The following is a 21,284-nucleotide window of genomic DNA, read 5'->3' on the forward strand; positions in this document are numbered from 1 at the left end:
TCGAAAAATGCTGAAGGACATCCTCATGTACCAGGATCTTATTCGTAACGAATTGAATGAAGCAGCAGAAACACTGGCTAACTTCCTGAAAGATGACGCTAACATTCACGCGATTCAGCGTGCAGCAGTACTGCTGGCTGATAGCTTCAAAGCAGGCGGCAAAGTGCTGTCATGCGGTAACGGCGGCTCACATTGCGATGCAATGCACTTTGCTGAAGAACTGACAGGTCGCTACCGTGAAAACCGCCCAGGCTACCCGGCAATCGCTATTTCTGATGTCAGCCACATCTCTTGTGTGAGCAACGATTTTGGCTACGAGTATATATTCTCTCGTTACATTGAAGCGGTTGGGCGTGAAGGCGACGTGCTGCTGGGGATCTCCACTTCAGGTAATTCCGGCAACGTGATTAAAGCCATTGAAGCTGCGCGTGCGAAAGGCATGAAAGTCATTACCCTGACCGGGAAAGACGGTGGCAAAATGGATGGCACTGCGGATGTTGAAATTCGCGTTCCGCACTTTGGTTACGCTGACCGCATTCAGGAAATTCACATTAAAGTGATTCACATCCTGATCCAGCTTATCGAAAAAGAGATGGTTAAAGCTTAAGTTCTGCCTGATCTTGTTCCCTCTCCATCAGGGAGAGGGTTAGGGTTAGGGTGAGGGTGAAAAGATGGCACCTGAATATTGAGTTTGTCCTCAGGTTCGGGTCGCCCTCATCCCTGCCTTCTTCCCAGGGAGAAGGTGAAAACAAAAGAATGAGTAGTGGGAGGTTAATATGTGCGAACTGCTCGGGATGAGCGCCAACGTACCAACGGATATTTGCTTTAGTTTTACTGGGTTGGTACAGCGTGGCGGTGGAACAGGGCCACATAAAGATGGCTGGGGAATTACCTTTTATGAAGGTAAAGGCTGCCGCACGTTCAAAGATCCGCAACCCAGCTTTAATTCACCCATTGCTAAACTTGTGCAGGATTATCCGATCAAATCCTGTTCAGTAGTCGCACATATTCGTCAGGCAAACCGCGGTAAAGTGGCGCTCGAGAATACCCATCCGTTTACGCGTGAACTATGGGGCCGTAACTGGACTTATGCCCACAATGGCCAGCTTAAAGGACATCGCTCTCTTGATACCGGGCCGTTCCGTCCAATCGGTGAAACTGACAGTGAACAAGCATTTTGCTGGCTGCTGCATAAGCTGACACAACGTTATCCACGAACGCCTGGCAATATGCAGGCAGTGTTCCGTTACATCACCGAACTTGCGGGGCAATTGCGCGAGAAAGGTGTGTTTAATATGTTGTTGTCGGATGGGCGCTACGTGATGGCGTTCTGTTCCACGAACCTGTACTGGATAACCCGACGGGCACCCTTTGGCGTGGCAAAACTGTTGGACCAGGATGTGGAAATCGATTTTCAGGAAGAGACCACACTCAATGATGTGGTCACGGTCATCGCGACTCAACCTCTGACAGGAAACGAAACCTGGCACAAGATTGCACCAGGTGAGTCGGAATTATTTTGTCTCGGGGAGCGCGTAGTTTGATGCCAGCTGTGGTTGTGTCGTTGGCACAACCGGCTTACTAATCACGTAATTACCGCTGATAACAGAAACGCCTGGTGGCTGGTGATTTGCCGTAAAGTAGTCATAGCCCGGCTTCAGTTGTTTCCAGAAGTTGATGTAGTACGAATACTTGTGGCGTTCCATATTGGCGTCAGTCATGCGGAACGGATAAATGCTAACTTGCACGCTTGGCTGGCCGAACACCAGTGCCCCGGTAACAAACTGGAAAATCTCATCAATGTTGCTGTCAGTCATGGCATAGCAGCCAACAGACACGCAAGCACCGTGAATCATCAGATATTGGCCTTGATAACCATGTGAGCGATCAAACTCATTTGGGAAGCCGATGTTAATGGCTTTATAAAAGCGGCTATCAGGTTTGAGCTGGTTGCGGGTCACGTTATAAAAACCTTCAGGACTCTTAAAATCACCCTGACGCTGTTTTGGACCTAACCCACCGGAATAGTTACAGATGCTATAGCTGTCGAGCAGTTGGAACTGTTCGCCCATCTTTACGTATAGCTCTAGTGTGCGCTCTTCCTTAAATATCTGAATATAAACAGGAGAGCCCATAAGTTGTTGCTTGAATTCTTTGCTGACAGGCGTGGTTGACGTATTGCCGCTCAATAAGCTGGCAAACGACATGCACGGTATCAGAAGCATCGCAATAATGAGTGCGATCTTACGCATACTGCTTTATTCCTTGATAAGACTTATACCAAATGCCAGGACGGCAAAATAAGAGACCCGAAATCAGAATGCTCTGGATTAGGAGCGCTCAACATTAGCACCGTTATGAATTTTCGCAAGCTTGATACGAAGCATTTAGCAACATATCTAACGTTTATCTGATAATAGATAAACCCTGTAAGTTAACTTTTTGCGTAACAGCTCGCATTGCTGCATATCGGAGTGTCGATTTCTCGCCATTCCAGACCCTATTGATGCTAAAATCCCCCGCGAATGTTGACCTGCGGATTAGAACGGAAACTATCCATAAGTCAGTTGTCCCGATCATAAGGGCGACTTAGCACTCCCTCTCGCAATAGTGAACGGATGCGTTTCCATTTTTAATCTGCCTTATGTGTCGCATCGGTTGAACCCTGTTTCGACCCATCCGTTGTCGGCTACAGTTTTTGTCGGTATGTTTAAGCCAATTTTAAACGTGATAACCTTATGATAAAAATCAAAAAAGGTCTGGATTTGCCTATTGCCGGTTTGCCGGAACAGCAAATTCATGACGGCCCAGCGATACCCTTAGTGGCCCTGCTCGGTGAAGAGTATGTGGGCATGCGTCCTTCTATGCTGGTGCAAGAGGGCGACAAGGTATTGAAAGGCCAGCCACTCTTCGAAGATAAAAAGAACCCAGGCGTACTCTTTACTGCACCTGCAAGTGGAACGGTAAAAGCGATTAACCGTGGCGAGCGTCGAGTGCTGCAATCTCTGGTTATTGAGGTTCAAGGTGATGAGCAGGTCGTTTTCGAACGTTTTGCACCAGACAACCTTGCCAAACTGCCGCGTGAGACCGTTCAGTCGCAATTATTAGCTTCCGGTTTGTGGACTGCGCTGCGGACTCGTCCATTCAGCAAAGCCCCACAACCCGCAAGCGTTCCTGCCGCCATTTTTGTCACCGCAATCGACACCAATCCGCTGGCGGCTGACCCACAACCCATTATTCGCGCCCACCGCGAAATGTTTGACGCCGGTTTAACCCTGCTATCCCGATTGACGGATGGCAAAGTCCACGTCTGTCAGGCGGGGGGCGGTAAGCTCGGTGGTCATCCTGTTGGGCAAGTGACTTTCAATGAGTTTGCTGGCCCTCATCCCGCTGGGTTAGTGGGCACACACATCCACTTCCTCGAACCGGTTAGTTTGCAAAAAATGGTCTGGCACCTGAATTACCAGGATGTGATTGCCATTGGCAAATTGTTCGTGGAAGGCGAGCTGTGGACCGAACGCGTTATTGCGTTAGCTGGCCCGCAGGTTAAAAAGCCGCGCCTGATTCGCACATGCCTGGGTGCTTCGCTCGATGTGCTTACGGCGGGTGAGCTGGAAGAAGGCGAAAACCGCGTTGTTTCGGGTTCGGTGTTAAGTGGAACAATGGCTGCTGGTCCGCTAGCCTGGCTTGGTCGTTTCCACCTGCAGGTTACTGTGCTGAAAGAAGGGCGTGAAAAAGAGCTATTTGGTTGGGTTATGCCGGGTGCTGATAAATATTCAATTACCCGTACCACCGTCGGCCACTTCCTGAAGCGGAAACTCTTTAACTTCTCAACAGATACCAATGGTGGTGAGCGCTCAATGGTGCCAATCGGCAACTATGAACGTGTGATGCCGCTGGATATTCTGCCAACGATGTTATTGCGCGATTTACTGGCGGGGGATACCGACAGCGCTCAGGCGTTGGGGTGTCTGGAGCTGGATGAAGAAGATTTAGCGCTTTGTACCTATGTTTGCCCTGGGAAGTATGAATACGGTCCAGTGCTACGCGAGGTGTTAACCCGCATCGAGCAGGAAGGATAAGTCATGGGCTTGAAGCATTTATTTGAAAAACTAGAGCCGCATTTCACTCAAGGCGGAAAGCTAGAAAAATACTACCCACTCTTTGAAGCTACGGCGACATTGTTCTATACACCAGGCATCGTTACGCCTGGAGCTTCCCATGTTCGTGATGCTATCGATTTGAAACGCATGATGATCCTGGTGTGGTTTGCGGTATTCCCAGCCATGTTCTGGGGCATGTACAACGTCGGGCTACAAACCATTCCCGCACTGAACAAAATGTACGGTGCAGAACAGCTCCAACAGGTGATTTCATCTGACTGGCATTATGTTGTTGCCCAATGGCTCGGAGTGAACTTTACGCCGGATGCTGGCTGGCTCAGCATGATGACCCTCGGGGCGGTCTTCTTCCTGCCAATCTACATCACTGTATTTTTGGTGGGTGGTTTTTGGGAAGTCATGTTTGCGATCATCCGCAAACATGAAGTTAACGAAGGCTTTTTTGTCACTTCTATTCTGTTTGCGCTGGTGGTTCCTCCAACGCTACCACTTTGGCAAGCCGCACTCGGTATCACTTTCGGTGTGGTTATCGCTAAAGAGATCTTCGGTGGAACAGGCCGTAACTTCCTAAACCCGGCATTAGCTGGCCGCGCCTTCCTGTTCTTCGCATACCCTGCGCAGATTTCAGGTGATTTGGTGTGGACTGCGGCAGATGGTTTCTCAGGTGCAACTCCTCTTTCCCAGTGGGCGAACGGCGGTAGCGAAGGCCTGGTGAATGTAGGAACCGGTCAACCTGTCACATGGATGGATGCTTTCCTTGGCAACATTCCTGGTTCGATTGGTGAAGTTTCAACACTGATGATTCTGATTGGCGGTGCGATTATTCTGTTTGGCCGCGTGGCTTCCTGGCGCATTGTCGCGGGGGTAATGCTCGGCATGATTGTGACAGCCACCCTGTTTAACTTCATCGGTTCTGCAACTAACCCGCTGTTTGCTATGCCGTGGTACTGGCATATGGTGCTGGGTGGTTTTGCCTTCGGCATGATGTTCATGGCGACCGACCCTGTTTCTGCCTCGTTTACCAACAAAGGTAAATGGTGGTACGGGGCACTCATCGGGGTGATGTGTGTCTTGATTCGTGTCGTCAACCCAGCCTATCCAGAAGGGATGATGCTGGCGATCTTGTTCGCCAACCTCTTTGCGCCACTGTTCGATTACCTGGTGGTGCAGGCCAATATCAAGCGGAGGAAGTCGCGTGGCTGAAGTGAAAAGTAACGATAGCATCGGCAGAACACTGCTGGTGGTGCTGGTGCTTTGCCTGGTGTGTTCCGTCGTGGTGGCAGGCTCGGCTGTAGGGCTTAAAGCTCGCCAGCAAGAGCAGAAAGCGCTCGATAAGCAACGTAACATCCTGGATGTTGCAGGCTTAGCAACACCCAAAATGACCGGCGAAGATGTCAAATCAATCTATGAGTCACGCATTACACCGCGCTTGTTAGACCTAAAGAGTGGTGAACTACTGGATAAAAATTCCTCAAAATTTGACCCGGCTGCAGCACTCCGTGATCCAACACAGAGCATCACGCTTGATTCAAGTGACGACCGTGCCGGGATAAAGCAGCGCAGCAATATCGTCGAAATTTATCTGGTGCGTGATGAGCAAAATAAAGTGCAGGAAGTCGTGTTGCCAGTTTATGGCAAAGGCTTGTGGTCGATGATGTATGCCTTTGTTTCTCTGCAAACCGATGGCCGTACGGTAAAAGGCATTACTTACTATGATCAGGGTGAGACCCCAGGTCTGGGTGGTGAGGTTGAAAACCCGAACTGGCGTGCGCAGTGGATTGGTAAAAAACTGCTTGATGACAATGGGCAGCCAGCGATCCGCTTAGTGAAAGGTGGTGCACGTCAGGGGGATGAGTATGGGGTAGATGGTTTATCCGGTGCCACACTGACGGCAAACGGGGTACAACACACTTTTGATTTCTGGATGGGTGAACTTGGTTTTGGCCCGTTCCTGAAACACGTTCGTGAAGGAGCGCTCAACAATGGCTGATATTTCAGACATGAAAGAGGTCAAACGGGTACTGGTGAGTCCTTTGGTGGATAACAACCCGATTGCCTTGCAAATACTCGGGGTCTGTTCGGCGCTGGCAGTGACCACGAAACTGGAAACTGCATTCGTTATGACCATCGCAGTAACCGTGGTAACGGCATTTTCCAGCATGTTCATTTCGATGATCCGCAATCTGATCCCAAACAGTGTGCGAATCATCGTGCAGATGGCGATCATTGCTTCGTTGGTTATCGTTGTGGATCAGATTCTGCGTGCTTACGCCTACGAGATTTCCAAGCAGCTTTCGGTCTTCGTCGGCCTGATCATCACTAACTGTATCGTTATGGGGCGTGCTGAAGCTTACGCCATGAAGTCGCCACCGTTGGCAAGCTTCATGGATGGCATCGGTAATGGCTTGGGATATGGTGTGATATTGCTGCTGGTTGGCTTCCTGCGTGAACTCATTGGTAGTGGAAAATTGTTTGGTATCACGGTACTGGAAACGGTGCAGAACGGTGGTTGGTATCAGCCAAACGGTATGTTCCTGCTCGCGCCAAGTGCGTTCTTTATTATCGGCCTGCTTATCTGGGCCTTGCGTACGCTTAAGCCTGCGCAACAGGAAAAGGACTAACTGATTATGGAACATATGATTAGTCTGTTTGTTCGCGCAGTGTTTATTGAGAACATGGCGCTCGCGTTCTTCCTTGGTATGTGCACCTTCCTGGCGGTGTCTAAGAAAGTCTCCACTGCATTCGGTTTGGGTGTAGCGGTGACCGTTGTTTTAGGGATTGCCGTTCCGGCGAACAATCTTGTTTATAACCTGATTCTTCGTGACGGCGCACTGGTCGAAGGTGTTGACCTTAGCTTCCTTAACTTCATTACCTTCATTGGTGTGATCGCCGCTCTGGTACAAATCCTCGAAATGATCCTCGATCGTTTCTTCCCGGCTCTCTACAACGCGTTAGGTATCTTCCTGCCGCTCATCACCGTTAACTGCGCGATCTTTGGTGGCGTGTCGTTTATGGTGCAGCGTGACTATAGCTTCGGTGAATCAATTGTTTATGGTATCGGCTCAGGTGTGGGTTGGATGCTGGCAATTGTCGCGATGGCAGGGATCCGCGAGAAGATGAAATATGCCAATGTGCCCGCAGGATTGCGTGGCTTAGGAATTACCTTTATCACCACTGGATTGATGGCACTGGGCTTTATGTCATTCTCCGGTGTGCAGCTATAAGGGCGAAAACGTATGGAAATTATTCTTGGCGTGGTGATGTTCACGCTAATTGTTTTGGCTCTGGCGCTGTTGATTTTGTTTGCCAAGTCAAAGCTCGTTAACTCCGGCGATGTGCTGATTGAGATTAACAACGAAGCAGACAAACAGTTTCATGCACCCGCGGGTGATAAGCTGCTCAACACACTCTCAAGTCAGGGGATTTTCATCTCCTCGGCTTGTGGTGGCGGTGGTTCTTGCGGGCAATGCCGCGTGACCGTAAAAGAGGGCGGTGGTGATATTCTGCCTACTGAGCTTTCGCATATCACCAAGCGTGAAGCGAAAGAAGGTTGCCGTCTTGCCTGCCAGGTTGCTGTTAAGCAGGACATGAAAATTGAGCTGCCAGAGGAGATCTTTGGTGTTAAGAAATGGGAGTGTGAAGTTATCTCTAATGATAACAAAGCCACCTTCATTAAAGAGCTCAAACTGCGTATCCCTGATGGTGATGTTGTGCCGTTCCGTGCTGGTGGCTATATCCAGATTGAAAGTCCACCGCATGAGGTTAACTACCAGGACTTCGATGTTCCTCAGGAATATCGTGGCGACTGGGATAAGTTTAATCTGTTCCGCTTCAAGTCGGTGGTTAAAGAGCCATGCGTTCGCGCTTACTCAATGGCTAACTATCCAGATGAGAAAGGCATTATCATGCTGAACGTGCGTATCGCTACGCCGCCGCCGAATGTGCCTGATGCGCCTCCGGGGATTATGTCCTCATATATATGGTCGTTAAAAGCGGGCGACAAAGTGACAATATCCGGTCCATTTGGTGAGTTCTTTGCTAAAGAGACGGACGCTGAAATGGTGTTCATCGGCGGTGGTGCAGGTATGGCACCAATGCGATCACACATTTTTGACCAGCTTAAACGTCTTCATAGCACGCGAAAAATGAGTTTCTGGTACGGTGCTCGCTCTTCGCGTGAGATGTTCTACGAAGAAGAGTTTGAAAAACTGGCTCAGGAAAACCCGAACTTCACGTTCAATGTGGCGCTCTCAGATCCGCAACCAGAAGACAACTGGACTGGTTACACCGGCTTCATCCACAACGTATTGCTTGAAAACTATCTTCGTAGCCATCCGGCACCAGAAGATTGTGAGTTCTATATGTGTGGGCCGCCTATGATGAATGCCGCGGTTATCAAAATGCTCAAAGATTTGGGTGTTGAGGATGACAACATCATGCTAGATGACTTTGGCGGCTGACAGGAGCGTTTATGCTGACAGTATTTTTAGCCACCTTCGTTATTTTTCTACTGGTGATCTTTGGAATGTCACTGGGCGTTATTGTGAAGCGCAAATCGCTTCAGGGTAGCTGTGGTGGTATTGCCGCGTTAGGCATGGAGAAAGTTTGTAACTGCCCTGAACCCTGTGATGCTCGTAAGAAGCGTATCGCAAGGGCTGAGCGGCAAGCAAAACTTCAGCAGAACCGCATCCTGTAAACCAGTAAAACCTCCCGCATCGTCGGGAGGTTTTCTTTCCATTGAAGACTTTCCTCCTTAATTATTTTAACTGTATACTTATCCAGTAATATAACTGGTGCGAACAAGTATGCGTAAAATCATTCATGTCGATATGGACTGCTTTTTTGCCGCCGTAGAAATGCGTGATAACCCAACTCTGCGGGATATTCCGATAGCTATTGGAGGTAGTGCGAAAAGGCGCGGTGTCATTAGTACGGCAAATTATCCCGCTAGAAAATTTGGTGTGCACAGCGCGATGTCGACTGCAATGGCTCTCAAGTTATGCCCACATCTGACACTGCTTCCTGGACGTTTTGATGCTTACAAAGAAGCTTCAAATCATATCCGGGAAATTTTTAGCCGCTACACAACGCTTATCGAACCGCTGTCACTTGATGAGGCTTATCTGGATGTCACTGATAGCCCGAACTGCCATGGTTCTGCAACTCTCATGGCCAGGGAAATTCGCCAGACTATTTCAGATGAACTTAATCTCACCGCATCGGCTGGTATTGCACCGGTTAAATTCCTCGCCAAAATTGCCTCTGACCTCAATAAACCTAACGGGCAGTTCTTGATCACTCCCGAGGAGATTCCAGCATTTTTGCAAACCTTACCGCTTGGAAAAATCCCCGGCGTAGGGAAAGTTACAGCGGGCAAACTGGAAAGCCTTGGGTTGCGCACCTGTGCCGATGTGCAGAAAACGGATTTAGCTTCGTTACTCAAGCGGTTTGGCAAATTTGGCCGTGTACTGTGGGAGCGTAGTCAGGGTATAGATGAACGCGAGATTAACAATGAGCGGCAACGTAAATCTGTCGGAGTTGAAAAAACACTCGCGGAAGATATTCATCAGTGGCAGGAGTGTGAGGCTATTATTGAGCAACTCTATCCTGAACTTGAACGCCGTTTGAAAAAGGTAAAACCTGATTTATTGATTGCCCGCCAGGGTATCAAACTTAAGTTTAATGATTTCCAGCAAACGACTCAGGAACATGTCTGGCCTCAGCTGAATAAAGCCGATTTAATCGCTATTGCGAAGCAAACGTGGGAAGAACGGCGAGGAGGGCGGGGAGTCAGGCTGGTGGGGTTACATGTGACTTTACTGGACCCGCAGATGGAGCGCCAATTGGTGTTGGGGCTATAAAAAAAGCCCTCATCCCGGCGTTCTCCCTCAGGAGAAGGAGAAAACCAAACAAGTTCCCTCTCCTGGGAGAGAGGGTGAGGGCGTTTAGAACTTACTTAACTGGAATAGCTTTCAGCAATTCTGTCAGCAGAATCCAGTATTGGCCTACGCTTTCGATATGAACTTGTTCATCCGGAGAGTGTGGACCTGTGATGGTCGGCCCAATAGAAACCATATCCATATCCGGGTAAGGTTTTTTAAACAGACCACATTCCAGACCCGCATGGATGACCATGATGTTAGGGGTCTTGTTGAACAGTTTTTGGTAAGTCTCACGCACCAGGTGCATTACCGGTGAGTTTGCATCCGGCTGCCAGCCAGGATAGCTGCCTTTGGCCACGGTTTGTGCGCCAGCAAGCTGACCCAGAGCGTGAAGCATGCCAACGACATAGTCTTTGCCGCTATCAATCAATGAACGAATCAGGCAGATGATTTCTGCACTTTCATCATTCATTGTGACCACACCCACGTTCAGTGAGGTTTCCACAACACCTTTAACTGCGTCGGAATTACGGATGACACCGTTTGGCGTGGCGTTCAGCAGGCTCAGGAAAGTGTCACGGCTTTTCGCTGTCAGTGCTTTCTTGTCTGTGGTGACTGAATCCAGCAGTACAGTGACGTTTTTCTCGACTGCCGCCAGTTCATTTTTCAGAATCGACAGGAATTCATCTGACAACGACTTCAGCTGTGCAGCTTTGTTTGCCGGAACAGCCAGAGTAGCAAAGCCTTCACGTGGAATCGCGTTACGCAGTGTACCGCCGTTCAGATCAATCAGACGAGCATCCAGTTCTGCTGTGTGAGCAAACAGGAAGCGAGCCAGCAATTTGTTTGCATTGCCCAGACCCAGATGGATTTCACCACCGGAGTGACCGCCTTTCAGGCCTTTGATGGTCAACTTAAATGTTTCGTAACCGGCAGGAATCTCTTCGCGTTGCAGTGGCAGCGTGGAGATAAAATCAATCCCACCTGCACAGCCCATATAGATCTCACCTTCTTCTTCAGAGTCGGTGTTGATCAGAATATCAGCTTGTAACCAGCCCGCTTGCAGACCAAAAGCCCCATCCATTCCCGCTTCTTCGGTCATGGTCAGCAGAACTTCTAATGGGCCATGAGATACCGAATCATCGGCCAGCACTGCCAGTGCGGACGCCATACCAATACCATTATCAGCGCCCAGCGTCGTACCGCGTGCTTTGATCCACTCACCGTCAATATACGGTTGAATCGGATCTTTGGTGAAATCATGGACAGTGTCGTTATTTTTCTGCGGCACCATATCCAGGTGAGCCTGCAGGACCACCGCTTTACGGTTTTCCATGCCCGCTGTCGCAGGTTTACGGATCAGGATATTACCGACCTGGTCACGCTCTACATGTAGGCCTTTTTCTTTTGCCCAGGACAGAATATGTTCCGCAAGTTGTTCTTCATGATAAGAAGGGTGCGGAATGGAACAGATTTTGGCAAAAATATCCCACAGCGGTTGCGGAGATAATTGAGACAATTCAGACACGATAAGTCTCCTTGACATCGACTCTGCAGACCATATTGGTTAACAGAGACCAGGATTGATCTAAATGAAATACACCACAAGTAAGCATTGTGTGCTGGCCTGAGAATACCACTTTAACTAACGTTATGACGATCAAAAGCACCTAAAAACGAAAGCGGCGAGCCTACAGCACTGGTTTTTAGTGCGCCAGATCTCTATAATCTCGCGCAACCAAAACCCCTTTGAACATTTTTAAGCCGTTAATAACTGGCTGGGATAATTTCACATGAGCGAAAAATACATCGTCACCTGGGACATGTTGCAGATTCACGCGCGTAAGCTGGCAAGCCGTCTGCTTCCTGCTGAACAGTGGAAAGGCATTATTGCCGTTAGCCGTGGTGGCCTGGTTCCTGGCGCACTGCTGGCACGTGAACTGGGGATTCGTCATGTTGATACCGTTTGCATCTCCAGCTATGACCACGACAACCAGCGTGAACTGACCGTGCTGAAACGTGCTGAAGGTGACGGTGAAGGCTTCATCGTTATTGATGACCTGGTTGATACCGGTGGCACCGCAGTGGCTATCCGTGAAATGTATCCAAAAGCGCATTTCGTTACGATCTTCGCTAAGCCTGCTGGCCAGCCGTTGGTTGACGATTACGTCGTTGATATCCCTCAGGACACCTGGATTGAGCAGCCGTGGGATATGGGCGTGGTGTTTGTACCACCGTTGGCTGGTCGTTAATAGCCTGAGAATATGCACTGATTTACGCCCGGCATCGCCGGGCGTTTGTGTTATTTAGTTGCCGACAGAGTACAATAGCTGCATTCCTGACGTTTGTATGGAGGCAGAAGCGATGGTACAGGCCAATCTTAGCGAAACGCTATTTAAACCCCGATTTAAACATCCCGAGACGTCGACTTTAGTTCGTCGTGCTCAACATCAAACTGCCCCCGTTATCCAGTCTGCGCTGGATGGTAAATCTGTCCCTCACTGGTATCGAATGATTAACCGCCTGCTGTGGGTATGGCGTGGTGTCGATCCACGCGAAATCCTTGAGGTGCAAGCTCGCATTACGGTTAATACAGCAGAACGTACCAATGACAGTCTGTTTGATACCGTGGTCGGTTATCGCAGCGGCAACTGGATTTTTGAATGGTCGAAGCAAGCAATGCTTTGGCAGCAGCGGGCCAATCAGGAAACAGATATAGTTCTTAGTGGAAAATATTGGCTACAGGCTGCCAATCTTTACAGCATTGCCGCCTATCCGCACCTGAAAGGCGACCAACTGGCAGAACAGGCGCAAGTTCTGGCAAACCGTGCCTATGAAGAAGCTGCGCCACGTCTTTCCGGCGGCTTGCGTGAATTGGAGTTTGCTATTCCAGGTGGTGGTGCAATCACTGGGTTCCTCCATGTTCCTAAAGAAGGTGACGGTCCATTCCCGACGGTGCTAATTTGTGGAGGTTTGGATGCGCTGCAAAGCGATTATTACACGTTGTTTGAGAAATATTTTGCACCTGAAGGTATCGCGATGTTAACCATCGATATGCCGTCGGTCGGATTTTCTTCAAAATGGAAACTGACTCAGGATTCTAGTCTTTTACACCAGCATGTTTTAAAAGCTCTACCCAACATCCCCTGGATTGACCACACCCGTGTGGCGGCGTTCGGTTTCCGATTCGGTGCAAATGTTGCAGTGCGTTTGGGGTATATCGAAGCACCTCGTTTGAAAGCCGTCGCATGTCTTGGGCCGGTTGTTCACAGTTTATTGAGTGATGCATCACGCCAGGCTCAGGTTCCAGAGATGTATATTGATGTGCTGGCGAGCCGCCTGGGAATGCACGATGCATCTGACAACGCGTTACGTGTGGAGTTAAACCGCTACTCGTTAAAAACACAGGGTCTATTGGGGCGTCATTGTCCAACACCGATGTTATCTGGTTACTGGGCGAATGATCCGTTCAGCCCGGAAGACGATTCCCGATTAATTACTTCGTCATCTGCGGATGGTAAGTTGTTAGCTATACCGTTTAACCCGGTGTATCAAAACTTTGACAAAGCTCTGAAAGAAATTACCGGATGGATCAAGCAGAGATTACGTTAATGATTTGCTAAATTTCATTGGTTTGGTAAAACAGATGCTTCACAACAGGAGATCGGAATGACGTTACCAAGTGGACACCCGAAAAGTAGATTGATTAAAAAATTTGCCTCGCTTGGCCCATATATCCGGGAAGAGCAATGTGAAGATAACCGTTTCTTCTTCGATTGCCTGGCTGTGTGCGTCAATGTGAAGCCTGCACCAGAGAAACGTGAATTCTGGGGCTGGTGGATGGAGTTGGAAGCTCAGGAAAAACAATTTACCTATACCTGGCAGTTTGGTCTGTTCGACAAAGACGGTAAATGGACTGCGACGGCCGCGAAAGATAAAGAAGTGGATGAAAGACTTGAGCAAACACTGCGTGGTTTCCATGAGCGCTTGCGTGAGTTATTAAGTACATTGGGTCTTGGATTAGTTCCGGCACAAGATTTTACGGAAAAACCGGTAAAGTTATCAGCATAAAAAAAGTCCCCACCGGCCAGGTGGGGACTTTTTTTTTACCCGAATCTTAGAACTGATAAACTAAACCTAATGCGACAACATCATCGCTGTTCAGATTTAGGGCATTGTCGTCGCTCAGTTGGTTAATTTTGTAATCAACAAAAGCTGACATGTTTTTATTGAAGTAATACGTGGCACCAATATCAATATATTTAACCAAATCCGCATCACCCACACCTTCAATATCCTTACCTTTAGACTGGACATAACCCAAAGAAGGGCGTAGACCAAAGTCAAATTGATATTGTGCAATAACTTCGAACGCCTGGTTTTTATTTGCGAAACCACTAATGCTTCTGTTTACACCATTAATAGATGCAGTGCCGGAAATGGGTGTCATATTACGTGTTTCTGCATACATTGCTGCCAGATAAACATTGTGATCATCGTATTTCAAACCAGTGGTCCAGGCTTCGGCATTATCACCAGTGCCCACGGCCAGGTTTTTCTGTGCCAAAGTACGGTTGGAGTTAGAGTAACCCGCACCAATAGTCAGGCCAGTATCAGCAATGTCATAAGATAAGGAAGTACCAAAACCGTCACCGTTTTGCTTACTGGTAGCACGCCCGTCATTCTCGTTTTTCCCCTGGTACTGCAAGGAAAGTTTCAGGCCATCAACCAGACCAAAGAAGGTGTTATTACGATAGGTTGCCACACCGTTTGCACGGCCCGTCATGAAGTTATCGGTTTTAGTGTAAGAGTCATCACCAAACTCAGGCATCATATCGGTGTAAGAGGCGATGTTATAAAGAACGCCGTAGTTACGGCCATAATCGAAGGAACCAATATCACCTGCTTTTAACCCTGCAAACGCCAGGCGAGTTTTGGTTGTATTCGCATCACCTTCAATTTTGTTAGCAGCAACTTGATATTCCCACTGACCAAAACCCGTTAATTGGTCATTAATTTGTGTCTGACCTTTAAAACCGATACGTACATAAGACTGATCGCCATCTACAGACTTGTTATCACTTAGATAGTGTTCAGCTTTTACTTTTCCGTAAAGGTCGAGTTTGTTGCCATCTTTATTATAAATTTCCGCTGCATGCGAATATGTTGATGATGCCAGAAAACCCAATACCATTACTGCCAATGTGCTTTTCTTCATTTTTCATCCCAATAGTGTATTCGCGCTAAAATTTAATCGGAAAGTATTCCGTTAAAAAACGCAGAGAGTTTTATCGTTTGGAGATGAAAGATTTATGACAAAGTAAGAGAAAGTTTAAATAATGGTAATTATTTGTATTTGTCATAAAAATGACAAAATTGGCCGCTACGTTTATGGATCACTTTACATCCAAATCGCTGTTTTCCTTCTGAGCCTGTTGGCAAGCCGCGTCACTCCTGCTACAACGTCATCTGGTATTTTAATTTTCCAATTTCGTTGAAACGGCAGAGAATCATGAGTGAAAGCCAGACGCTGGTGGTAAAACTAGGCACTAGCGTATTAACCGGTGGCTCGCGCCGCCTGAATAGAGCTCATATTGTTGAGCTGGTGCGTCAGTGCGCACAACTTCACGCCTCCGGGCATCGCATTGTTATTGTGACCTCTGGGGCAATTGCTGCGGGTCGCGAGCATTTAGGTTATCCCGAACTGCCCGCAACCATTGCATCCAAGCAATTACTGGCAGCCGTTGGTCAAAGTCGATTGATCCAGCTCTGGGAACAACTGTTTTCTATTTATGGCATTCATGTTGGGCAGATGCTGCTGACGCGTGCCGATATGGAGGATCGCGAACGTTTCCTTAATGCTCGTGACACTTTACGTGCACTGCTTGATAACAACATCGTGCCGGTAATCAATGAAAACGATGCCGTTGCAACCGCAGAAATCAAAGTTGGTGATAATGACAACCTGTCTGCGCTGGCAGCCATTTTGGCTGGTGCAGATAAACTATTACTGCTGACTGACCAACAAGGGTTATTTACTGCTGATCCGCGTAATAACCCTGAAGCTGAACTCATTAAAGAAGTTCACGGCATTGACGACGCACTGCGAGCAATAGCTGGTGATAGCGTGTCTGGCCTGGGAACTGGCGGCATGGGGACGAAATTGCAGGCTGCTGATGTCGCTTGCCGCGCAGGTATCGACGTAGTCATTGCGGCTGGCAGCAAACCCGGGGTGATTGGTGATGTTATGGCGGGTACGCCAGTGGGGACTCGTTTCCATGCTCAACAATCACCATTAGAAAACCGCAAACGTTGGATATTTGGTGCGCCTCCTGCAGGTGAAATCACGGTCGATGATGGCGCGCTTGCGGCGATTCTTGAACGCGGAAGCTCTTTATTGCCAAAGGGTATCAAAAACGTCACTGGAAACTTTTCCCGCGGTGAAGTTATTCGCATTCGCAGCCTTGAAGGCCGCGATATTGCCCATGGTGTTTGTCGCTACAATAGTGACGCTTTGCGTCGTATCGCAGGTCATCACTCTCAACAGATCGGTGAAATTCTTGGCTACGAATATGGCCCAGTAGCCGTTCATCGTGACGATATGATAGTTAACTAAGGAGCAGGCAATGCTGGAAAAAATGGGTAAAGCAGCTAAAGCTGCCTCTTATCAGATGGCTCTGCTCTCCAGCCGCGAAAAAAACCGCGCGCTGGAATGTATCGCAGATAATCTGGAAGCTCAGGCTGCAGCTATTTTGGAAGCCAACGAAAAAGACCTGGCCGAAGCAAAGGCCAATGGCCTAAGCGAAGCGATGTTAGACCGATTACAACTCACTCCTTCACGTCTGAGTAGCATTGCGAATGATGTTCGTCAGGTATGCAATTTGGCAGATCCAGTGGGTCAAATCATTGATGGCGGTGTGCTGGACAGTGGTTTACGTCTTGAGCGTCGGCGTGTTCCATTAGGTGTAGTTGGTGTGATTTATGAAGCTCGTCCTAATGTTACGGTTGATGTTGCTTCACTGTGCCTGAAAACAGGAAATGCAGCGATTTTGCGTGGCGGGAAAGAAACCTGGCGCACTAATGCCGCAACGGTCAAGGTTATTCAACAAGCGCTGACGGAGTGTGGCCTACCTGCGGCAGCGGTTCAGGCGATAGAAAGTCCCGATCGCGCACTGGTGAATGAGCTGCTACGCATGGATCGTTATGTAGACATGCTGATTCCTCGTGGTGGCGCAGGCCTACATAAACTCTGTCGCGAGCAATCAACGATTCCAGTTATTACCGGTGGGATTGGTGTTTGCCATATCTTTGTGGATGACAGTGCTGAATTTGAGCCGGCACTGAGAATTATTGTTAATGCCAAAACTCAGCGTCCAAGTACCTGCAATACAGTAGAAACCTTACTGGTCCATCAAGGAATAGCAGCAAACTTCTTGCCTGCGCTAAGCCAACAAATGGCTGAATCTGGCGTAACATTGCATGCTGACGAAAAGGCTCTGCCACTGTTACAGAATGGGCCTGCGGAAGTACTGCCTGTAAAAGCAGAAGACTATGATGACGAGTGGTTGTCACTGCATTTGAATGTGAAAGTTGTCGCTAATATTGATGACGCTATTGACCATATCCGGGAACATGGCACACAACACTCTGACGCGATTTTGACTCGTACACTGCGTAATGCGAACCGCTTTGTGAATGAAGTTGATTCCTCTGCCGTCTATGTGAATGCTTCAACACGTTTCACCGATGGCGGCCAGTTTGGCCTTGGTGCCGAAGTTGCGGTAAGTACGCAGAAACTTCATGCTCGTGGCCCTATGGGGCTGGAAGCGCTCACGACTTATAAATGGATTGGATTCGGCGACGATACAATCCGAGCGTAATTGAACCAAAGGTAATACGTCTTTCTGGAAACTATAAGGTTATACGTGTTACCTACCCTTCTTTATTTACTATTACCCTGAAGCCTCAAGTGATCTATTAAAACAATCCGCCTTAATAAGTTTTAATTAATTCCAATAAATTTAATGTTAATCGTTAATATGGCATTGTCTTATATGTTACCTCTGTTTTTATTTGTTTGTTGAATGATACTTTGTATTTAAGTGAGCTGTGAAATTTATGCGTTATTTATATGTGTTGTGCTTTTTTTAATGAATGTCATTGATGTTTAAAATGTTTCTCCATTTTGTATGAAATAACACTTTTTAGGTATAAATCTGTTTTCGTACTTACAGCAGAAATTAATTGAACGATTTGCTATTGGAACATAATAATCCTCTCACTAATAACGTTACATGTATTAGTGGTTACCGCTTACTGCATTGACTATTGATGGACCAACATAAGATCTAGTCCCTGAGGAGGGATGATAAATGCACTCTTGGAAAAAGAAACTCGTTGTATCACAACTAGCATTAGCCTGCACTTTGGCAATTGCTTCTCAGGCAAATGCTACTACTTATAACACTTTCGGTTATCACGATGACGCGACCACCGCTTTTAGCTGGAGCGATTGGGAAAATGCCGATAAGCTTAACTATATTACTTATGATGGTTATATCTATAACAATGCGGCAGATGGCGCTTATGATCAAACCTTCAATAACGATGTAGTAAACGGCGTTATCTCTACTTACTATCTGAATAATGATTACGCAGATGGTGATGCTAATACGCTGAACATTTCCAACTCAGTCATTCACGGTATGGTTACCTCTCAAAAAGTTTACGACCATGATGGTTATGGCTGGACGAACGGTACTGCTGTTGATTATAAGTGGGTTGATGGAGATGTATTCACTCTGAATATCGCTAATTCTACAATTGACGACGATTACGAATATTTCTATTTTACTGACAGTTATTTGAATGCTGATGCTATAGCAGCATCAGAACAGTATCGCACCGCTGATTATGCCTATTTGGGCGCAGCAGTAACGCTAGATGTTGAAAGCAATATCAACATTAGTGATAACTCTCGTGTTGCCGGTATTGCACTGTCTCAAGGGGACACCAGCAATACAGATTACGCCACAGAATATCGCACCTGGGACAACAACATCTCTGTTGTTAACTCTACAGTGACTTCAGGTGCTTACACCCCACTGGAAGGCGACGGTTTCTATGGTAACTCTGAGGAACCAAGTGACTATAACGGTGATGGTAGTGTAAACGACATCGCAATGTCTTTTGCTGATAGTTCAGCATCAAATTATGCGATGAAAAACAATGTAAGATTCGACCATTCTACCCTGATGGGCGATGTTGCGTTTGCCAGCACCTGGAATGCTAATTTCTATCCAAGTGGTCATGATTCTATCGATAATGGTGTTCTTGATACCAATGGCGGTTGGGCTGACGATAGTCTGAACGTTGACGAACTGAATATCACCCTGGATAACGGTAGTAAGTGGGTTGGTGCAGCTGTATTCAGCTATGACGCTATTGGCCCTGCAAGCATGTACGATGTTGCAGTCAACAGCCTTGAGCCAAACTCTACTTATGATCATTGGGGTAATGTTGTCGATGATCAGACTTTCCAGAGCGGTGTGTTCAACGTTGCACTGAACAACGGTTCAGAATGGGATACAGTCAATAATTCCAATATTGATACACTGGCCGTGAATAATGGTTCTCAGGTTAACGTAGCCCAAGATTCTTCTCTGCTGTCAGACTCAATTACTCTGACCAACGGTTCTACGATGAACCTGAGTTCTGGCGGTGAAGTGGGCACTGACCATCTGACTGTTGATAGTTACAGTAAAGTCGATCTTACTGATGAAACCACCTACCTGCGTGCTAACACTGTTACCGTTTCTAACGGTGGCGAATTTAGCATTGGTGCTGGTGATTTCGATGCCAACCTGTTTAGCACTGATAGAATGGAACTGACTAATGGTGGTGTATTCAACATCAATAGCAGCGACTATGTATTAGATGCTGACTTAGTGAATGGTCATACTAATACCTCGAATACTCAAGATGCGACTTATGGTTATGGCGTAATTGCTATGAACTCTGACGGACATCTGACCATTAATGGTAACGGTAATAGTAACAATGCTGATCAAGAATTCAGTGTAGATGATACCAACGATGGAACAGTAGCGGCTGCTGGTAACTACAAAGTGCGTATCAATAATTCAACGGGTGCAGGTTCTGTTGCTAACTATAAAGATAAAGAAATTATCTATGTTAACGATGTGAACAGCACTGCAACTTTCTCTGCTGCTAACAAAGCTGATTTGGGTGCTTACACCTATCACGCTGAGCAGTATGGTAATACCGTTGTGCTCAAGCAGGGTGAGCTGACTGACTACGCTAACATGGCGTTGAGCATTCCTTCTGCAAATACCAATATCTGGAACCTGGAGCAAGACGCGCTGGCAACCCGCCTGGCAAATGGCCGTCATTCTGAAGGTGATACTGGCGGTGCATGGGTCACTTACATCGGTGGCGGTTTCTCCGGTGACAATGGCGTGTTGAACTATGACCAGGATGTAAGTGGTATCATGGTTGGTCTGGATAAACAGATCGAAGGCAATAGTGCTAAGTGGACTGTCGGTGCAGCAGCAGGCTTTGCGAAAGGCGATATCAATGATAACAGCGGTAGCGTAGATCAAGACAGCCAGTCTGCTCGTATCTACTCTTCGGCTCGCTTCCAGAACAATATCTTCTTTGATTCAAGTCTGAGCTATAGCCATTACAGCAATGACCTGACTGCAACCATGAGCAATGGCGCAGCAGTAAGTGGCGATGCTTCATCCGATGCCTGGGGCTTTGGCTTGAAACTGGGTTACGACTGGCAGCTCAGCAAGGAAGGTTATCTGACCCCTTATGCTTCTATTTCTGGTCTGTTCCAGGATGGCGACAACTACCAACTTAGCAATGATATGAAAGTGGGTAGCCAGTCGTATGACAGCATGCGTTATGAGTTAGGTATGGACGCTGGGTATACCTTCGACTACGGTGATCAAGCTCTGACTCCTTACTTCAAGCTGGCGTACGTCTATGACGATTCTAACGGCAATAGTGCTGATGTGAATGGTGACAATATTGACAATGGGGTGGAAGGTTCTGCGGTACGCGTAGGACTTGGTACTCAGTTCAGCTTCACTAAAAACTTTGCAGCCTATGCTGACACTAACTACCTTGGTGGTGGTGATGTTGACCAAGATTGGTCGGCAAACGTGGGTGTTAAATACACTTGGTAATAAGATAAATAATTATACGACTCACAGAATATAAGGTTTTTGCCTCCCCTTAGTATTCTCTTCAAAGT

Annotated in this window: 19 protein-coding genes; 16 read left to right on the top strand and 3 right to left on the bottom strand. The window is 47.6% G+C overall.

Translation table 11 applies throughout. From position 1 onward, the window contains the following. Nucleotides 1-25: 25 nt before the first annotated feature. On the top strand, nucleotides 26-607 hold the full coding sequence (gene lpcA / locus MES37_RS01875; RefSeq protein ID WP_064516752.1) for a D-sedoheptulose 7-phosphate isomerase: 582 nt from the start codon (nucleotides 26-28) through the stop codon (nucleotides 605-607). A 169-nt stretch (nucleotides 608-776) separates the two neighbouring features. Beyond that, on the top strand, nucleotides 777-1,544 hold the full coding sequence (locus MES37_RS01880) for a class II glutamine amidotransferase (protein ID WP_064549303.1): 768 nt from the start codon (nucleotides 777-779) through the stop codon (nucleotides 1,542-1,544). Here MES37_RS01880 and dpaA read toward each other — a convergent pair. Continuing rightward, nucleotides 1,515-2,252, bottom strand: coding sequence for a peptidoglycan meso-diaminopimelic acid protein amidase (gene dpaA, locus MES37_RS01885; RefSeq protein WP_064549301.1), 738 nt, complete (start codon nucleotides 2,250-2,252; stop codon nucleotides 1,515-1,517). The genes MES37_RS01880 and dpaA overlap by 30 nt on opposite strands. Nucleotides 2,253-2,738: 486 nt before the next feature. Between dpaA and MES37_RS01890 the strand changes: the two genes are divergently transcribed. The 8 genes from MES37_RS01890 to dinB all read left to right on the top strand — a co-directional run bounded on the left by MES37_RS01890 (nucleotide 2,739) and on the right by dinB (nucleotide 9,982). Continuing rightward, nucleotides 2,739-4,082, top strand: coding sequence for a Na(+)-translocating NADH-quinone reductase subunit A (locus MES37_RS01890; protein ID WP_237930002.1), 1,344 nt, complete (start codon nucleotides 2,739-2,741; stop codon nucleotides 4,080-4,082). Between the two features lie 3 nt (nucleotides 4,083-4,085). Then, complete coding sequence (locus MES37_RS01895; RefSeq protein ID WP_237930003.1) at nucleotides 4,086-5,324, top strand: NADH:ubiquinone reductase (Na(+)-transporting) subunit B; 1,239 nt, start codon at nucleotides 4,086-4,088, stop codon at nucleotides 5,322-5,324. After that, nucleotides 5,317-6,111, top strand: coding sequence for a Na(+)-translocating NADH-quinone reductase subunit C (locus MES37_RS01900; RefSeq protein ID WP_237930004.1), 795 nt, complete (start codon nucleotides 5,317-5,319; stop codon nucleotides 6,109-6,111). The genes MES37_RS01895 and MES37_RS01900 overlap by 8 nt, the downstream gene beginning before the upstream one ends. Next, on the top strand, nucleotides 6,104-6,742 hold the full coding sequence (locus MES37_RS01905) for an NADH:ubiquinone reductase (Na(+)-transporting) subunit D (protein WP_081908371.1): 639 nt from the start codon (nucleotides 6,104-6,106) through the stop codon (nucleotides 6,740-6,742). The genes MES37_RS01900 and MES37_RS01905 overlap by 8 nt, the downstream gene beginning before the upstream one ends. 6 nt (nucleotides 6,743-6,748) lie before the next feature. Further along, nucleotides 6,749-7,345, top strand: a complete 597-nt coding sequence (gene nqrE / locus MES37_RS01910) for an NADH:ubiquinone reductase (Na(+)-transporting) subunit E (protein ID WP_064549293.1) — start codon at nucleotides 6,749-6,751, stop codon at nucleotides 7,343-7,345. Nucleotides 7,346-7,357: 12 nt separating this feature from the next. Beyond that, nucleotides 7,358-8,581: an NADH:ubiquinone reductase (Na(+)-transporting) subunit F gene (nqrF, locus tag MES37_RS01915; RefSeq protein WP_064549291.1), complete on the top strand. Its 1,224-nt coding sequence runs from the start codon at nucleotides 7,358-7,360 to the stop codon at nucleotides 8,579-8,581. Nucleotides 8,582-8,592: 11 nt separating this feature from the next. Then, the gene (nqrM, locus tag MES37_RS01920; RefSeq protein ID WP_064549290.1) at nucleotides 8,593-8,817 is read left to right on the top strand and encodes a (Na+)-NQR maturation NqrM; all 225 of its coding nucleotides are present in this window, start codon (nucleotides 8,593-8,595) and stop codon (nucleotides 8,815-8,817) included. Nucleotides 8,818-8,926: 109 nt separating this feature from the next. Further along, entirely contained in the window at nucleotides 8,927-9,982 is a 1,056-nt protein-coding gene (dinB, locus tag MES37_RS01925; RefSeq protein ID WP_064549288.1) for a DNA polymerase IV, read from the top strand. A gap of 91 nt (nucleotides 9,983-10,073) precedes the next feature. Here dinB and pepD read toward each other — a convergent pair whose 3' ends face one another. Next, nucleotides 10,074-11,531: a cytosol nonspecific dipeptidase gene (pepD, locus tag MES37_RS01930; protein ID WP_064549287.1), complete on the bottom strand. Its 1,458-nt coding sequence runs from the start codon at nucleotides 11,529-11,531 to the stop codon at nucleotides 10,074-10,076. Nucleotides 11,532-11,796: 265 nt separating this feature from the next. Here pepD and gpt point away from each other — a divergent pair, with 265 nt between their 5' ends. The 3 genes from gpt (at nucleotide 11,797) to crl (ending at nucleotide 14,074) form a co-directional block, all read left to right on the top strand. Beyond that, entirely contained in the window at nucleotides 11,797-12,255 is a 459-nt protein-coding gene (gene gpt, locus MES37_RS01935; RefSeq protein WP_064549286.1) for a xanthine phosphoribosyltransferase, read from the top strand. A 112-nt stretch (nucleotides 12,256-12,367) separates the two neighbouring features. Continuing rightward, nucleotides 12,368-13,615, top strand: coding sequence for an esterase FrsA (gene frsA, locus MES37_RS01940; RefSeq protein ID WP_064549285.1), 1,248 nt, complete (start codon nucleotides 12,368-12,370; stop codon nucleotides 13,613-13,615). A gap of 57 nt (nucleotides 13,616-13,672) precedes the next feature. Then, on the top strand, nucleotides 13,673-14,074 hold the full coding sequence (gene crl, locus MES37_RS01945) for a sigma factor-binding protein Crl (RefSeq protein ID WP_064549283.1): 402 nt from the start codon (nucleotides 13,673-13,675) through the stop codon (nucleotides 14,072-14,074). A gap of 46 nt (nucleotides 14,075-14,120) precedes the next feature. On the opposite strand, the gene MES37_RS01950 is transcribed toward crl, so the two are convergent. Next, on the bottom strand, nucleotides 14,121-15,221 hold the full coding sequence (locus MES37_RS01950; protein ID WP_064549281.1) for a porin: 1,101 nt from the start codon (nucleotides 15,219-15,221) through the stop codon (nucleotides 14,121-14,123). A gap of 294 nt (nucleotides 15,222-15,515) precedes the next feature. Here MES37_RS01950 and proB point away from each other — a divergent pair, with 294 nt between their 5' ends. From proB to MES37_RS01965, 3 genes are all read left to right on the top strand, one after another. Then, nucleotides 15,516-16,619 carry a glutamate 5-kinase gene (gene proB / locus MES37_RS01955; protein ID WP_064549280.1) on the top strand — a complete coding sequence of 368 codons (1,104 nt, stop codon included), beginning with the start codon at nucleotides 15,516-15,518 and terminating at the stop codon, nucleotides 16,617-16,619. Between the two features lie 10 nt (nucleotides 16,620-16,629). Continuing rightward, nucleotides 16,630-17,883, top strand: a complete 1,254-nt coding sequence (gene proA / locus MES37_RS01960; protein ID WP_064549279.1) for a glutamate-5-semialdehyde dehydrogenase — start codon at nucleotides 16,630-16,632, stop codon at nucleotides 17,881-17,883. A gap of 492 nt (nucleotides 17,884-18,375) precedes the next feature. Continuing rightward, entirely contained in the window at nucleotides 18,376-21,216 is a 2,841-nt protein-coding gene (locus tag MES37_RS01965; protein ID WP_064549276.1) for an autotransporter outer membrane beta-barrel domain-containing protein, read from the top strand. Nucleotides 21,217-21,284 lie beyond the last annotated feature (68 nt).

The organism is Buttiauxella sp. S19-1, from assembly GCF_022134725.1.
Classification (GTDB): Bacteria; Pseudomonadota; Gammaproteobacteria; order Enterobacterales; family Enterobacteriaceae; genus Buttiauxella; species Buttiauxella ferragutiae.